The organism is Methylosinus sp. is20ea (assembly GCF_059718135.1).
Genome location: NZ_AP046088.1, coordinates 614,259 through 629,956 on the forward strand (window position 1 = coordinate 614,259; position 15,698 = coordinate 629,956).

General features: G+C 64.4%; 10 protein-coding genes, 1 tRNA gene and 1 pseudogene. 7 read left to right on the plus strand and 5 right to left on the minus strand.

The genetic code is table 11. The features are described 5' to 3' along the window. Window positions 1-33: 33 nt before the first annotated feature. From AC6IY7_RS02715 to lptG, 3 genes are read right to left on the minus strand one after another with little or no spacing between them, the layout of a single operon-like run. Entirely contained in the window at window positions 34-819 is a 786-nt protein-coding gene (locus AC6IY7_RS02715; RefSeq protein WP_497781479.1) for a DsbA family protein, read from the minus strand. A 46-nt stretch (window positions 820-865) separates the two neighbouring features. Further along, window positions 866-3,508 (minus strand): LPS-assembly protein LptD, encoded by a 2,643-nt coding sequence (locus AC6IY7_RS02720; RefSeq protein ID WP_497781480.1) that lies wholly within the window; start codon window positions 3,506-3,508, stop codon window positions 866-868. Next, entirely contained in the window at window positions 3,508-4,593 is a 1,086-nt protein-coding gene (gene lptG, locus AC6IY7_RS02725; RefSeq protein ID WP_497781481.1) for an LPS export ABC transporter permease LptG, read from the minus strand. Before lptG ends, AC6IY7_RS02720 begins: the two co-directional genes overlap by 1 nt. A 343-nt stretch (window positions 4,594-4,936) precedes the next feature. Between lptG and AC6IY7_RS02730 the strand changes: the two genes are divergently transcribed. Together AC6IY7_RS02730 and AC6IY7_RS02735 are read left to right on the plus strand one after the other, a co-directional pair. Continuing rightward, a complete protein-coding gene (locus AC6IY7_RS02730; protein WP_497781482.1) occupies window positions 4,937-6,496 on the plus strand; it encodes a leucyl aminopeptidase in 1,560 nt (519 codons plus the stop codon). Between the two features lie 91 nt (window positions 6,497-6,587). Beyond that, a tRNA-Glu gene (locus AC6IY7_RS02735) sits at window positions 6,588-6,663 on the plus strand. 631 nt (window positions 6,664-7,294) lie between these two features. Here the strand turns inward: AC6IY7_RS02735 and AC6IY7_RS02740 are convergent. Continuing rightward, the gene (locus tag AC6IY7_RS02740; protein WP_497781483.1) at window positions 7,295-7,720 is read right to left on the minus strand and encodes a hypothetical protein; all 426 of its coding nucleotides are present in this window, start codon (window positions 7,718-7,720) and stop codon (window positions 7,295-7,297) included. 202 nt (window positions 7,721-7,922) lie between these two features. On the opposite strand from AC6IY7_RS02740, the gene AC6IY7_RS02745 reads away from it, so the two are divergent. From AC6IY7_RS02745 to AC6IY7_RS02760, 4 genes are read left to right on the plus strand one after another with little or no spacing between them, the layout of a single operon-like run. Continuing rightward, window positions 7,923-10,220: a TonB-dependent receptor gene (locus AC6IY7_RS02745; protein ID WP_497781484.1), complete on the plus strand. Its 2,298-nt coding sequence runs from the start codon at window positions 7,923-7,925 to the stop codon at window positions 10,218-10,220. A 23-nt stretch (window positions 10,221-10,243) separates the two neighbouring features. After that, entirely contained in the window at window positions 10,244-11,254 is a 1,011-nt protein-coding gene (locus AC6IY7_RS02750) for an ABC transporter substrate-binding protein (protein WP_497781485.1), read from the plus strand. Beyond that, a complete protein-coding gene (locus AC6IY7_RS02755) occupies window positions 11,223-12,257 on the plus strand; it encodes a FecCD family ABC transporter permease (protein ID WP_497781486.1) in 1,035 nt (344 codons plus the stop codon). Before AC6IY7_RS02750 ends, AC6IY7_RS02755 begins: the two co-directional genes overlap by 32 nt. Beyond that, window positions 12,254-13,042, plus strand: a complete 789-nt coding sequence (locus tag AC6IY7_RS02760) for an ABC transporter ATP-binding protein (protein WP_497781487.1) — start codon at window positions 12,254-12,256, stop codon at window positions 13,040-13,042. Before AC6IY7_RS02755 ends, AC6IY7_RS02760 begins: the two co-directional genes overlap by 4 nt. On the opposite strand, the gene AC6IY7_RS02765 is transcribed toward AC6IY7_RS02760, so the two are convergent. Further along, window positions 12,967-13,974: an LLM class flavin-dependent oxidoreductase gene (locus tag AC6IY7_RS02765; RefSeq protein ID WP_497781488.1), complete on the minus strand. Its 1,008-nt coding sequence runs from the start codon at window positions 13,972-13,974 to the stop codon at window positions 12,967-12,969. The two genes, AC6IY7_RS02760 and AC6IY7_RS02765, sit on opposite strands and share 76 nt — an antisense overlap. 484 nt (window positions 13,975-14,458) lie before the next feature. Here AC6IY7_RS02765 and AC6IY7_RS02770 point away from each other — a divergent pair. Further along, window positions 14,459-15,661: pseudogene (locus AC6IY7_RS02770) on the plus strand (MFS transporter). The last annotated feature ends 37 nt before the right edge of the window (window positions 15,662-15,698 follow it).

Consider the following 15,698-nt stretch of genomic DNA (forward strand, 5'->3'; position numbering starts at 1 on the left):
CCCCGCCTCCGTCAGCAGACCGAGTTGCCGCAATCAGCAGACCGTCTTGCCGCATTTTCGCGTGCTGTCGATCTTGGCTTTCAGCGGCTGATAGCCGACCGCGCCCACGATGACCTCTTTGCCCATCACCCAGGAGGGGGTGCCGCTCAGGCTGAGGCTGTCGGCGAGCTCCATGACCTCTTTGATCGAGGCCTTGACCTCGGGGCTCTTGGCGTCTTTCTCGAGCTTGGCCGTATCGGCGCCGAGCTCCTTGGCGACGGCGATCGCCTGGGCCTTGCCGACCGAGCCGCGCGTATTGAGCAGCTTGCGGTGGAACTCGTAGAATTTGTCCGGCTTGAACTGCAGGCGCAGCGCGGTCGCGATCTCGGCCGCCTCGACCGAGCCCGCGCCGAGCACGGGGAAATCCTTCAGCACGACGCGAAGCTTGGGGTCGCCGTCGATCAGCTTGGCGACATCGTCCAGCGCGCGTTTGCAATAGCCGCAGTTATAGTCGAAAAACTCGACCAGAGTAACGTCGCCCGACGGATTGCCGATCACCGCCTGATTGGGCGAATTGAACAGCCGGTCGGCGCTCTGAGTCACGGCCTTCTGCCGGGAATCGGCCTCGGCGACCTTCTGGCGGCGATCGAGCTCGTCGATCGCGTCGCGAATCACTTCCGGATTGGCGATCAAATAGTCGTGGACGATCTTCTCGATCTCGGCCTTTTGCGGGACCGCGGTCTGCGCGCGCAGCGGCGCGACGACGGCGGCGAGGCCGACGACCGCGGCGACCGTGGCGCGGGCCAGAGCGCTTGCGTCAAAAAATTGGGCGAGCCGCATGGGGATCTCCTCGAAGGGTTCGGAACGTCGCGGCGACGTTCGCTCGTCAGGGCTGTGTGCGCACGCCATCGTTGAGTTGGAGCGAGCCGAGCCCATAGTTGAACTTGGCGTCGCCCAGCGTGCGCAATTGCAACGACACCATGATCGTCTGGTTCCGCGAGAGCCCGGTCGAGGTGTTCCCTTGGAAGACCGACGAATAATTGATCGAAAAAGTGGTGCACTCGTCCTTGTAGCCGCCCCCGAGGCCCAGCGCGGCGACCGAGAACAAAGGAGCCGATCCCGTGATGGTGCTGCCGGTCAGCGTGATATTGGTCGCCGGAGATATGGTCAAGGAATTATAGAGATAGCGGCTCATGTCGAAGGTGGCGGAGCCGGTGAGGAAATAATTCTTGGTGATATCGTAGCGGCCGTTCACAGACAGGCCCTGGCGGCGCTGGTCGAAGCCGATGACCGGCTGTGACGCGTAATTGGCGTATTGCAGATTGACCGTGAGCGGATCGAGCTTGAGCGAGGCGATGACGTCGATGCGGCGGCCGCGCAATCCGTCCGGATCGAAACGCCCCTTGCCGACGATGCTGAAGAAGGACGAGGGCGCGACGGCGAGCCGTCCGACCCAGTCCGAGGTGCGCGTGTCGAGGCCGGAGGAGAGGCCCACATTGGCCGCGTCGGCGGTGGAATAGCCGTTCTTGCCGGCCAGCTGCCGCGATTGGCCGACGAGCGCGTTGACGAAGCCGCCATTGGCGAAGGTCAGCGTGCCCTGGCCGCCGTAATTGACGCGCGTGCCGGTCTCGAAACGATCGTAGCCGGAATATTTGCTCCATTCGAACAGATTCGAATCGTCGAAGACGAGGCTCTGCGCGTCCATATTGACGAGCGAGGGGATCGACGATTGGTTCGGCCGCACCACCAACTGGGCGATCGGCTCGACGACGAGATCGCCGAGATTGCTGCGGGCGAGGATGGGATAGCGCCATTCGACGCCGCCGCCCGGCGTCGCCTGCCCGCGAAACACGCTGTCCGCGCCATTGACGAACAGCGACTGCGCGGAATTGGGGATCGGCTGACCCATGCTGTTGTAGGCGGCGTAGGAATTGGTCGTGTCGTAGTTGAGATAGGAGCCCGTCACGCGCGTGAAGGCGAAGGGCGTCCATGCGCCGCCGAGCGGATCGATGATCCGGCGCCGCCAGGAGGCCATCGCCGTCGCATGCTGATAGTCGCCGCCGATGCCGCGCAGCAGACAGCCGCTCTTATAAGGGTCGGCGGAGGGCGAGTAGAGCTGGCAGACATTGTAGAGGCCATAGAGCGAATCGAGCGTGCGCGGCTGGATCGACTCGTAATTGGCGATGCTCGCCGAGGTGCTGGTGAAATTGGCGTCCAGCGTGATCTCGCCGCCTATGCCGAAGGTCTTGGCGGGATCGACGTCGAAAGCGCGATTATAGTCGAGCAGAGGATGCACGACCGGCTGCTGCGCCTGCACGTCATTCGCCGACAGACCTTGGAAGTAGTAGCCGCGCAGATCGAAATAGCTCCGCGGTCCCTGCCCGGTCAGATAGACGGTCGAGGACGCCTCGCGGAAGAAGTAGTTCTGTAGGAAGCTGTTGTATTGCTTATAGTCCTGCAGGAAATAGCGATCGCTGAGCACGGTGACGTCCCAGCCGAAGCGCCAATAGTCGTTGATCGCGAACTCGCCATTCGAATAGACCGAGCCGCGCCAACGCTCGTTGCGCGCGCCATAGGGCGCGATGGTGAAGGCGCTGGGGTCGCTGACATGCGTGCCCTCGGCGCGAATGATATAGGAGCCGTTCTCGAGCCGGTGGCGGAATTCCGCCGCGAGGAAGGGCCCCTGCCGCGTGAAGCCTGTCGGCGTGATGGTGAGGTCGTAATCGGGCGCGAGCGCCCAATAATAGGGCACGCCAATGCCGAGGCCGAGCTGCTGGCGATAGGTCAGCTGCGGGTTGAGGAAGCCCGACTTGCGCTTCACCGAAGGGTCGGCCGACCAGAAATAGGGCAAATAGGCGATCGGCGTCCCGAACAGCTCGAGCGAGGCGTCCTCGTAGTAGATCACCTTCTCGTCATTGTCGTGGATGATTCGCTTGGCGTGGACCATCCACAGCCGCGGCTTGCTCGGATCGTCCTGGCAGGCGTCGCAGGCCGTATAGGAGCCCTGCTCGAAGGTCATGACCTCGCCCGTTCGCTCCGCGCGGGGCGCGGTGAAATGGGTGCTTTCGGCGCTCTCGACCTGCAGGCTGTCGATGAAGCCGTTCTTGAAGTCGTCGGTGAAGTCGAAGCGATCGGCGTAGGCGACCGTTCCGTCCTTCTCCGTCAGCTTGGCGTGGCCCTCGGCGAAGACGCGCTGCGTGTTGCGGTCATAGATGACGCGATCCGCCTCCAGCACCCGGCCCTTGTAATAGATCTGCACCGCGCCCCGCGCGGTGACCACATTGCGGCGCTCGTCATAGGCGAGCTCCTTGGCCTCCACCACCATGCGCTGCGCGCTCTCGGGCGGCGGAGCGGCGAGCGGCTGCGCGCGCGCGGCGACGGGCGCCGCGGCGATGAGCGCCGCCAGGACAGGAAGAAGCACGCCCGCAAAGAGCAAGCCCGGAAAGAGCTTGAACGCGATGCGCGAAGACGCGGGGCCGGAGCGGACGAGCGCCGGCTCCAGCCTAGTTTCGCGAGAGCGGCGACCCATCAGCCGTCCTCCGAATGCAATAGAGCGAGCGCACCCAACATGCTTCCGACGAGAGCAGGCGACCAAGCAGCGACCAGCGGGCTGATGACGCCTGCGCCGCCCAGATCGGAAAAGATTTTCGAGCCGATATAAAGCACGAAGCCCGACACGACGCCACCCGAAATGGTCCGCGCGATTCCGCCGAATCGAAAGAATCTTAATGAAAAGGAAGCGGCCACGAGAACCATGGCGACAAGCAGCAGCGGCCGCGCCAGAAGCGTCTGAAACTGCAGCGTATAGCCGGTCGGATCGAGGCCGGCGTCGCGGCTGCTGTCGCCGAGCCGCGGCAGGTCCCAGAAGGGCGCGCCCTGCGGCGGCGTCGCCGCCGAGGCGAGCTGCTCGGGGGTCAAATCGGTCGCCAGTAGATAGGAGCCGACGGCGCGTGATTCCTCGCCCGGCGCGCTGACGCGGGCGTCCTCGAGCACGAAGACGCCCGCGAGCAGCCGCGCCCGCGCCGCCTCGACGCGCTCGAGGAAGACGCCGTCCTTCTGATAGACATTGACGCTGATCCCATCGAGCGCGAGGCCGCCCGCCCGCACATTGACCGCATGCATGATCGCCTGGCCGTCGACGCCGTTGAGGCGGAACCATTTGCCATGGTCGATGCGCACACTGCCTTCGACCCCGAAGAGATCGAGCTCCATTTGATCCGAGCGCATCTTCATGAGCGCCGAGACCGGATTATAGAGCGTGACCGAGACGATCCCGATCATTCCCGCGACCAGCGCCGGCGGCAGCAGGAACTGCCAGACCGACATGCCCGAGGCGCGCGCGACGACGAGCTCGAGCTTGCGGGTCAGATCGACGAAGGTCGCCATGGAGCCGAACAGCACGGCGAAGGGGAGAATCATCTCCGCCGTCGCCGGGACGCGCAGCAGCGTCATCCACGCCACCGTGCCGGCGCCCGCCTGCGGAATGTCGCCGGCGCGCCGCAGCAGCTCCACGAAATAGACGACGAACATGAGACAGAACATGGTGACGAAGATCGCCAGGATCGTCTTGGCGAAGCGCGCGGCGAGATAGCGCGTGATCGTGGCTCCGATCATGCGGACCTCGCGCGGCGGAACGACGGCGGCAAATGTCGCGCAGAATCGATCGCCATCGCCTGTCGCCGCCCCTCCCCATGCGCCGCCTTCCGGCGACGCGCCAATTTCCGAGCCGCTTGGCTAGACGCTCCGTCGGCGCGGCGCAAGCCGAGGCCGGCGCCAGGGTCCGCCCGGATGGATAGAAACTGACCTGGGCTCGAGGCTTTTCCTGGGCGAAGCGCCAGTTACGAAACACTCTACCGCCCACCTCGAGCGTTGACCCTTCGCGGCGGCGGGACGATAGTGCGTCAACGTCTCCGCGCAACCGCGGCAAGCGCCTGTTTTCCCTATGAGAGGTTCAGAAATGTCCGCCTATGTGAAAATCGAAGCAGTGTCTTTCGGCGAGGCGGAGCGGCGCCTCGCGACGGCTCCGGAGGACGGCGGTAGACCTCTCGTCCTCATCGTCCTCGCCGGCGCCAAGCTCCGCTTCGGCTCCGAATCCGAGACGATCCTGAAAGACGCCCTGCCCCAGCTGACCCGCGCCGCCGCAGCGGCGAAATTCACCGGCAAGCGCGGAACGTCGCTCGATCTCTACGCCCCTCAGGGACTTCCTTCGGTCGGCCGCCTCCTCGTCCTCGGCGTCGGCGCCGCCTCGGAGAGCGATTCCGCCGAGAAGAGCGAGCCCTTCGACGACTTCCTCGGGCTCGGCGGCCAGACGGCGGCCAAGCTCGGCCAGGGCCAGAACGCGCTCGTGGTGTTCGATCCGCCCGAGGCCCCGGCCGATTCTTCCGCGGCGGCCGCCCAGCTCGCGCTGGGCGCAGAGCTGCGCGCCTATAAATTCGATCTCTACCGCACCAAGAAGAAGAAAGACGAGTCCGAGCGCGAGGGCGCGAGCGACATCGCCGTCGCCATCGCCGATCCGGACGCCGCCCGCGGCGCGATCGCGCAGTCGCTGGGCCTCGCCGAGGGCGTCGTCATCGCCCGCGATCTCGTCAACGAGCCCGCCAATGTGCTCTTTCCCGAGGAGTTCGCCCGCCGCGCCGCCAAGCTCGCCGATCTCGGCGTGGAAGTGGAGATTCTGGATGTTCCCGCGCTGCAGGCGCTCGGCTTCCGGGCGCTGCTCGGCGTCGGCCAGGGCTCGGTCCATGCGAGCCGCGTCGTCATTTTGCGCTGGAACGGCGGCGCCCCCGGCGCGCAGCCCATCGCCTTCGTCGGCAAGGGCGTCTGCTTCGACACCGGCGGCATTTCCATCAAGCCGGCCGCCAGCATGGAGGATATGAAGGGCGACATGGCCGGCGCCGCGGCCGTGACCGGACTTCTCCATGCGCTCGCCACGCGCAAGGCCAAGGCCAATGTCATCGGCGTGCTCGGCCTCGTCGAGAACATGCCCTCGGGAGAGGCGCAGCGGCCGGGCGACATCGTCACCTCGCTGTCGGGCCAGACGATCGAGATCATCAACACCGACGCGGAGGGCCGCCTCGTTCTCGCCGACGCGCTCTGGCATGTGAAGGACAAATACAAGCCGGCATTCATCATCGATCTCGCGACGCTGACCGGCGCCATTCTCGTCGCGCTGGGCCAAGAGCATGCGGGCCTGTTCTCCAACAACGACGAGCTCGCGGGGCGGATTCTCGAGGCCGGCAAGGCGACGGGCGAGAAGCTCTGGCGCCTGCCGATGGGACCGGTCTACGACAAGCTCATCGATTCGAAATTCGCCGATATGAAGAACACGGGCGGCCGCCACGCGGGCTCGATCACCGCGGCGCAATTTTTGGAGCGATTCGTCGAGAAGACGCCCTGGGCGCATCTGGACATAGCGGGCACGGGCATGGGATCGCCGGCCTCGGACATCAACCAGAGCTGGGCTTCAGGCTGGGGCGTGCGGCTGCTCGACCGTCTGGTGAAGGATTATTACGAAGGCTGAAAATTCGGCTTCGGCCCCGCTATTTGGCGGGGCCGAATGTCGGATAACCTCTTGCTCGGCCGGCCAGAGCGGTCTATAGACCCGCTCGTCCGCTCCCTTCGTCTAGTGGCCCAGGACGTCGCCCTCTCACGGCGAAAACACCGGTTCGAGTCCGGTAGGGAGCGCCAAATATTTCAATGATTTAGAATCGAATAGTCCGAAAGCGTCGAATAACCGTCAAATATACGGCCGCGAACTCGGACGAACAGCCAACGCCAGAAGTCGCGATTCGGTCCCGACCGCCCAGGCAAAGAAAAACGCCCCGCCTGTTCATCCGAGGTCGGGGCGTTTCGCTGTGTCGGCCGTCGCCGATTGCTATTCGAAATAGGTGAGCCGATTCGCTGGCGCAATGCCAGCGCCGCAGCTCGTAAACGCCATCGTCCCGTCGCGCGGATTCGATCGCGCCGGCGCTCGGCCTCGGGCCGGCGAGGAGGGCGATAGCGCCGAAGGCGTGGCGCCGGGCGAAGTCGCGTGGCCTGCAGCGAGGATCGGCCCGAGCGTCTGCGCCAGCGTCGGGGGGAGCCGTGGCGGCGTCTCGCGGGTGATCGGCGCCGGGACGCCGCGCCGGCGGCGAGGCGATAGCCGCTCCTCCGCTTCGTCTCGACCTCGACGCCCTTGCGCCGCAGCCGACCGATTGCGCTGGACAGGGCCGAGAGCTTGCCAGGGTCGAGAGCTTGCCAGGGTCGAGAGCTTGCCAGGGTCGCCATAGACGGCCTCGGCGAGACCATAAAAAGGGTGAAGCGAGTTCATCGTTTGCCATCATTCGCCGTCCCGCGCCTTCTGGGTGCGGGCGCATCGCTGGTTGTCGAGGCAGAAAATTGCGGAACCCCTGAAGTTCCAAAGCGGCTTGCGCTCGGTTTTCCTGATGGGGGAACGTGCGCGCCAAATACCAGCGCCGCCCGCTCGCAAGCCTGCGCGCGCCGAAATAAAGAGCCGCTTCGGCCCCATCGAGAAGAACGCGGACGAAAACGCCCGTCGAAAAGGCGTCAGTCCGGCACTGTTGCAATGCAGCAAACCGGCCGGCGCGCGGTCGAGCGCCGAAGCGCGCTCGTCTCGCCGACGAATATAAAATGTCCTCCTCGATCCTGGGCCTGCTTCAGCGATCGACGCGACACACGCGCTACTTTTACGGCTTGGGAATTTTGTTACGATTTTCTTCCTCTCGATCGTGAATATCACACGCATTGGGCGCACGGATCGATATTCGTCCACACGTTTGGCAAACCGACGCCATTACGAGCGATACGCCAAGAATTTAGGCATTCTATTGAAATACAGGTGCTTTTTGCGTAACCCACAACTCGGGCTAGGTGGTGGACAGACGCCGATCCTAATTATATAGCGATACTATATGACGAATATCCGCCGCCGCGGATGAGGGGCCCAAATGAATCGAAACCTCGAAACGTTCCGTATCGCGGAAAGCCATGTATATGGCGTTTCCTTCCTAGCGCTTCTCTGCGTCGCCTCCCCTGCCCTGGGCGTCGAAGCCCTGCCGACGATCGACATCGGCTCCGAAAGCGTTCCGCGAACCGATCGGGCGAAAGCCTCCGATGATCCGTTTCGGTCCGCGCATCCCGGCGACGCGCTGAGCGATCCTGCGACCGACGCTGCGCCGACCCCCAAGAGCTCGGTGACGCGGGCGGGCATGCAGATTCTCGGCGGGCCGGCGCAGGCGAGCACCTACAAAGCGCTCGATCTCCTGCCGAGCGTGATCGAGGATTCGGCCGACCCATACGGCCTCTCCTTCAATCGCAGCATCACCGTGCGCGGCGTCTCGGATTTCTTTCTGGCGCGAACCATCAACGGATTGCCGATCCAGGGCATCGTCGGCGGCGCCGATCTGTTCGATCTCGACGACATCGGCCGCATCGACCTCTACCGCGGAAGCATTCCCGCCAATCAGGGCTTCGGCTTCGCCAACGCCGCGGGCGTGCTCGATCTCAACCTCCTTCCGCCCAAGGAGAAATTGAGCGGGACGATCTCGCAGGGCGCGGGCTCGAACGGTTTTCACCGCACTTTCGCGCGCATCGACTCCGGCCGACTGCCGACTGGAACCTCCTTCTTCGTCTCCGGCTCGATTTCCGACGCCGAGAAATGGAAGGGCGAGGGCGACGCGCGGCGCAAGAATGTCGCCTTCGGCCTCACGCAGTCGCTCGGCGACCAGCTCGAGGTTTCTGTCTATGGCGTCCACAATGATCAGAAAGCGAATAATTATCTGCCGCTCACTTTTGTGCAGACGCAGAATCTCGGCGCGACGGCCTTCTTCGACTACAATACGAGCCTCACGGGAAAATCCGGCGTCGACGCCAGCTATTACGCCTTCAATCGCACACGCTATGTCACCAATGCGATCTTCGCGGAGATCGCCTATCATATCGATCCCACGCAATCGATCGTCCTGAAGCCCTATTACTGGCGCAACACGGGCTATCAGGAAACGACCTCCGGCGCGAGCGTCCGCCTGTGGCCGATCAGCAATTACAATCTCGGCGGGACGATCGAATATCGCAAGCATCTGCCCTGGGACGCCGATTTCGCGCTCGGCTTCTGGGGCCAGTCGACGGAGCCGGAGCCGCCGCCGCTGCATCAGAAACTCTATACGGTGACGCCGCTCGGCACGCTGAATTTCGCCAGCTGGTCCACGCTCGCGACGAGCGACACGCACAAATTCGTGAGCCCCTATGCGCAATATACGCAGACGCTCGGCGCGACGACAATCTCCGGCGGGCTGCGCCTGCACATAGAGAGCACGCCGCAGCTGCAGTATTTCAGCACCAAGGGACTTCCGGACGTCACTTACGACGATGTGTGGGCCTTCCATCCGGCGCCGGATCCGAACGCCGGCGCGCCGTCGCAGACCTATTACGAATGGCTGCCCAATCTCGGCCTACGCCATCGCCTGTCCGAGGAATGGAGCGCCAGCGCCAGCTATTCTCGCAAGGTCGGCCGTCCCGACTGGGGGCCGCAAGCGAGCTCCTTCCTCGGCGCGGAAGCGGCTTTCCTCGCCAAGGGGATCACGCTCGCGTCGCTGATGGGAAAAATTCGTCCCGAGACCGTCGACGCCGTCGATGTCGGGCTGCGCTATCAGACCGGCGATGTGACCATCGCGCCGACCTTCTTCGGCTTCTGGACGCATAAGAAGGAGGTGCTCGTCTATGACCCCGCCGTCGGGCAGAGCTATTATCAGAGCAACGCCGCGACGGTCGGCCGTGGCTTCGAGCTCGAGGCGAATTGGAAAGCGACGGACTGGCTGACGCTCACCGGCAGCGCGACGATCGCCGCCGAGACCTATGTGGCGAATATCGCCGCCGGCTCGTCCTCCGTGATGCAGATCGGCGGCAAGCAGACGCCCTATACGCCGCGCTATCAGGCCAAGCTTGCGGCGACGTATCACCGCGACGGCTTTTCGATCACGCCCGTCTTCCGCTTCAACAGCACGCGCTACGGCCTCGCCGACAATACGCAGGCGGTCAGCCCTTATGCGCTCGTCGATGTAACCGCGTCCTATGAATTCGGCTCCCAGCTCGGCCTGACGCCGATGACCGTCTCGGCGGGCGTGACCAATCTCTTCGATCATCGCTATATCAGCGCGATCTCGGTCAATGAGACGAATCTGAACACCACCTCTTATTATGTCGGCGCGCCGCGGACGATCTTCGCCGGCGTTTCGGCGTCATTCTGAAAGCGCCGGGTCGAGAAACGCCGATGTCGTCGCATCTCCTGCGCATCTTCTGCTTCGTCCTGGCGCTGCTGGCCTCCGCCGTCGCAGGCGAAGGCCGGACGATCGTCGACATGGACGGGCGCAGCGTGACGCTGCCGGAGAAAATCTCGCGCATCGTCACGGTGGGGCCCGTTCCGGTTCTCAACGGCTTCCTCTTCGCCTTCGGCCGGCAACAGTCGATCGCCAATGGGCTGCCGCGCGAGCTGACGCGAAAATTCCAATTCGTCTTCGCGCCAGATCTCGCGAAACGCCCGATCGTGCAGAGCTCGGCGAGCGGCCTCGCAGTGGAGGACATAATCGCACTGCGGCCCGATCTCGTGCTGACGATGGACCGCGCCGCGACCGACAAGCTCGGGAGCCTCGGCCTGCCGACCGTGCTGCTGAAATGGCGGGAGCCGGACGACGTCAAAAGGCTGATGGGGCTTCTCGGCGACATTCTCGACCAGAAAAACATCGCCGCGGATTATATCCGCTATTTCGACGCCACGCTCGCGCGGATCGCGGCGACGCTCGGCCCCGTCGCGGAGTCGAAGCGCCCGCGCGTGCTCTATGTGAATTATCGACGCCTCACGCAGCCGCACCGAATCGCCGAATGGTGGATCGCCCACGCCGGCGGCCGCAGCCTGACCGACGACGGCCGCAATGAGGAGAGCGTCACCTTCTCGCTCGAGCAATTGATCGCCTGGGATCCGCAAGTGCTGATCGTCGCGGATCGCGGCGAGCTCGATCTGGTGATGGCCGAGCCGCGGCTGCGCGACGTCGCGGCCGTGCGCGACAAGCGCGTGCATGTCGCGCCGGCGGGCGCGCATCTTTGGGCCAATCGGACGATCGAGCAGCCGCTCACCATTCTCTGGGCGGCCTCTATTCTCCATCCCGAGACATTTTCGCGCGAGCTGCTCGAAAGCGAGATGCGATCCTTCTACGATCACTTCTTCCATATTTCTCTCTCCAAAGAGCAGCTCGATGAAATATTGGCGGGCTCTTCCGGCCGCTGACCTCGAAAGACGCTGGGCGCTGCCCGCGCTCGTCGCAGCGCTTGTCGCGCTGATCGTGGCGTCGCTCGCGATCGGCCGCTATCCGCTGGCGCTGGCGACGATCGTCGACACGCTTCTGGGTCGCGGCGATGGCTCGCAGAGCCACGCGACGGCCGAGACTATTCTGCTCCTCGTTCGCCTTCCGCGCGTCGCGACCGCGGTAATGGTCGGCGCCGGCCTATCACTGGCGGGGGCTGCCTATCAGACGGTGTTCCGCAATCCGATGGCCTCGCCCTCGCTGCTCGGCGTCTCCGCCGGCGCCGGATTCGGCGCATCGCTCGCGCTGCTGTTCCATCTTCCCACAATCGCCGTCGAAGGCGCGGCCTTCATCGGCGGACTCGCCGCCGTCGCCGCCTCCTTCCTCGCCGCGAGCAGCGTCAGAGGCAATTCGCTCATCACTCTCATTCTCTGCGGCATGGTGATGTCGGCCCTGTTTCAGGCGATGATCTCTCTCGTCAAATATGTCGCCGATCCGGTCGACACGCTCGCGACCATCACCTTCTGGCTGATGGGAAGCCTCGCCAAGGCCAATGCCGCCGATGCAGCGACGGTTGCGGCTCCCGTCCTTCTCGGCAGCGCCACACTGTTCGCGCTGCGATGGCGCATCAGCCTGCTCGCGCTCGGCGAGCATGAGGCGGCGGCGCTCGGAGCCGATGTCGCGCGGCTCAGGACCATCGTCATCCTCTGCGCGACGGCGATGACCGCGGCGACGGTCTGCGTCGCGGGGATCATCGGATGGGTCGGGCTGCTGGTTCCGCATATTGCGCGAATGCTGTTCGGCATGGAGCCCGGCCGCGCCATGATCGCGACGGCGACATTGGGCGCGCTCTTCGTGCTCGGCGTCGACGATGTCGCACGCTCGGCCTCGGTGATCGAAATTCCACTCGGCGTCATGACCGCGGTGATCGGCGCGCCATTCTTCCTTTTCCTCGTGATGAGGACGCGCAACGAGCAATGGTCGTGACCGCCGCCATCGAGATCGTCGATCTCTGCTTCCGTCGCGCAGCCGGGCGCGAGCTCGTCCTCGATTCGATCTCGCTCACAGCGCGAGCCGGCGAATTGCTGGTTCTGCTCGGCCCCAATGGCGCCGGCAAGAGCACGCTCGTTCATTGCCTGCTGGGTCTCGCGACGCCGGAACAGGGACATGTTCGCGCTGTGGGCGACGATCTGCGCGGCCTCGGCCGGCGCGAGATCGCCAAGCGCATCGGCTATGTGCCGCAGGCGGGACACAGCGCCTTCGCCTTCACCGTGCAGCAAATGGTGCTGATGGGCCGCACCGCTCATATCGACGGCGTCGGATCGCCGTCGCCGCAGGACCATGAAATCACGCGGCGCGCCATGATCGACATGGGCGTCGATCATCTGCGGACGAAACCCTTCACGCAGATTTCCGGCGGCGAACAGCAGCTCGCGCTGATCGCGCGCGCCGTCGCGCAGGACACGCCGATCATCGTCATGGACGAGCCGACATCGAGCCTCGATCTCGGAAATCAAGGGCGCGTGCTGACTCTGATGAAAAAACTCGCGGCGGCCGGAAAGACCGTCGTCATGACGACACATCTGCCCGACCAAGCCTTCAATCTCGGCGCGCGCGTCGCGCTGCTACGCAGCGGACGGCTCGCCGCCGAAGGCGCTGCGGCAGAGGTCTGCGACCGCGACTCGATGAGCCGGCTCTATGGCGCGCCTATGCTGAGGCTCGCCGCCGAAGATGCGAAAGGCGTCGTCGCTTTTGTTCCCGACCTCGACTGAAGCCCCGCCTCGACGAGTGGTCGCGCTTCACGGGCCAGCAACGTGAGCGATTTCTCCAGCAGCGGGAGCGGCAGAAAGCCGAAAAAGGCGCTCAACGCGTTGAGATAGGTGATTCCGAGCTCGTCGTGCAATGCGAACATCGCGCGCGCGCAGGTCTGCGGCGAGCCGACGATGACCATGTCGCGATAGAAATTCTCGGGCTCGAGATCCGCCTCCGCGACGACGCCCTTGCGATTGAACAGGCCGAAGCCACGCAGACGCGCGGTCAGCTTCTCGATCGTCGGCCACAGTTCCTCGCGCGCGCTTTCATCGGTCTCGCTCACATAGACGAAGCGGCCGAAGGGCGCGCCGGCCGGATCGCCGCCCGCTTCTGTGTAGGCCTTCATCAAACGCCGCTGATTGGCCATGCTGGTGATGCCATGGCAAATGAGCGCATGACCCTCGCGCGCCGCCCAGGACGCGGTCTCATCCGTATAGGTTCCCATGAAGATCGGCGGATGCGGGCGCTGGACCGGCTTCGGCTCGACAGAAAGCGCATTCTCGCCGATCACGATCTTCTCGTCGCTCCAGGCTTTCAGAATCAGCGCCAGATTGTCGCGAAACAGATCATTGACCTTATCCGCCGGAACGCCATAGGCGTCGAGATAGCGCCCGTTGCCGCCGCGCGAGATGCCGAAGTCGACGCGGCCATTCGACAGAACGTCGAGCGTCGCGATCTCTTCGGCGAGGCGAATCGGGTGATGCAGCGCCAGCAGCAGCACAGAGAAGCCGACGCGCAATCGCCGCGTGCGCGCCAGAACCGCAGCGGCCAGAGCGATGGGAGAATGGCAGCGTCGCCCCTCCACCTCGATGATGCTGCCCTGGAAATGCTCCTCGTTGATCCAGATCGCATCGAAGCCGAGCGCCTCGACCTTTTCGGCGAGATCGAGCAATTGCGATGTCGAAACGGACTCCAGCCCGCCGCCGCAGCCTGAAAGACCGATATGGAAACGCGTCTTCGAAGAACCTTTTTCGTTCGACGAAGTCGCAGAGCTCGGCGCGCCGTCAGGGACCGGGACATCCGATCCGCTCTCCTCGTGGATCAACCGACCCTCCAACTCGTTATGTCATGTATTTATATATTGCTTCGACGCCACGCTCAAGCGAGGTTTTCTGGTCCCGGCGCCGAGGCGATCACGCGCCGCCGAGATCACAAACGGGTTTCTCCGTCGGATGGCGATACGAGCCGTATGCGAAAGATTCACCTCTCGAGTCACCACCGAGCGGCGGCCGAAGACGTGAGACGGCCCATTTCGATCGTAGACGGCCCGCGCTTTGCTTCGTATGAACCCCTCGGCGACGAGGGCCGCCTTGTCGATCCTCCGCATCGGTCGGACCGCCGAACACTTTCGCGCCGAGCGAGAAAGGTTGATATCCTTGAGTCGATCCGTCGCCGACCGGCCGGAAGCCGGCGCTCCCGAATTTCCGGTGCTGGGCGCGATCAGCTTCTGCCATTTCTTGAACGATATGATGCAATCGCTCCTGCCGGCGGTCTATCCGCTGCTGAAAGGCGGGTTCGATCTCGATTTCGGGCAGATCGGCCTGCTCACCCTGACCTATTAGATCACAGCCTCACTGCTGCAGCCGCTGGTCGGCCTCTATACCGACCGTCGGCCGCAACCCTATTCGCTGGTCGTCGGCATGAGCTCGACCTTGTGCGGACTGCTGGCGCTGGCCTTCGCGCCGAGCTATCCGGCTCTGCTCGCCGCGGCGATGCTGATGGGCGTCGGCTCCTCCATCTTCCATCCCGAATCCGCGCGCATCGCCCGCATCGCCTCGGGAGGCGCGCATGGGCTCGCGCAATCGCTCTTCCAGGTCGGCGGCAATTTCGGCGCGTCGCTCGGGCCGCTGCTGGCGGCCTTCTTCATCCTGCCGCGCGGGCAGAGCAGCCTCGCCTGGTTCGCGCTGGCGGCGCTCGGCGGCATGGGCGTGGTGACGGCGCTCGGACATTGGTTCCGCAGCAATGGCCACGCGAGGCCGCCGTCGGGCCTCGCGCCGCACGGGAGTTCAGGCCTTTCCACGCGGCAGCGTCGCCGCGCGCTGGCCGTTCTGGTCGCGCTGATGTTCTCGAAATTTGTCTATCTGGCGGGGCTCAGCAATTACTATGTCTTCTATCTGATGAGCCGCTTCGACACGACGCCACAGGACGCGCAAGTCTATTTGTTCGTTTTCCTCGCCACCTCGGCCGGGGGCACTGTCATCGGCGGAGCAGTGGGCGACCGACTCGGCCGCAAGCGCGTGATCTGGGGCTCTATTCTCGGCGTTCTGCCTTTCACTCTGGCATTGCCCTATGTCGGCCTTCCGGCGACCGTCGGTCTCAGCGCGGTGATCGGCTTCATGCTGTCGTCGGCCTTTCCGGCGATCCTCGTCTATGCGCAGGAGCTGACGCCCAACCGCATCGGCGCGGTCTCCGGCCTGTTCTTCGGCTTCGCATTCGGCATGAGCGGCGTCGGCGCGGCGGCGCTGGGCGCGCTCGCCGATTGGACGAGCATCGAATTCGTCTATCGCGCCTGCTCCTTCCTGCCGCTGATCGGATTGCTCGCCGTCTTCCTTCCTGCGGGAGACGCGAAGGCGCGCTGAAGACGGGCGAGATCGCCACGCCGAACGCCGCGAGGAT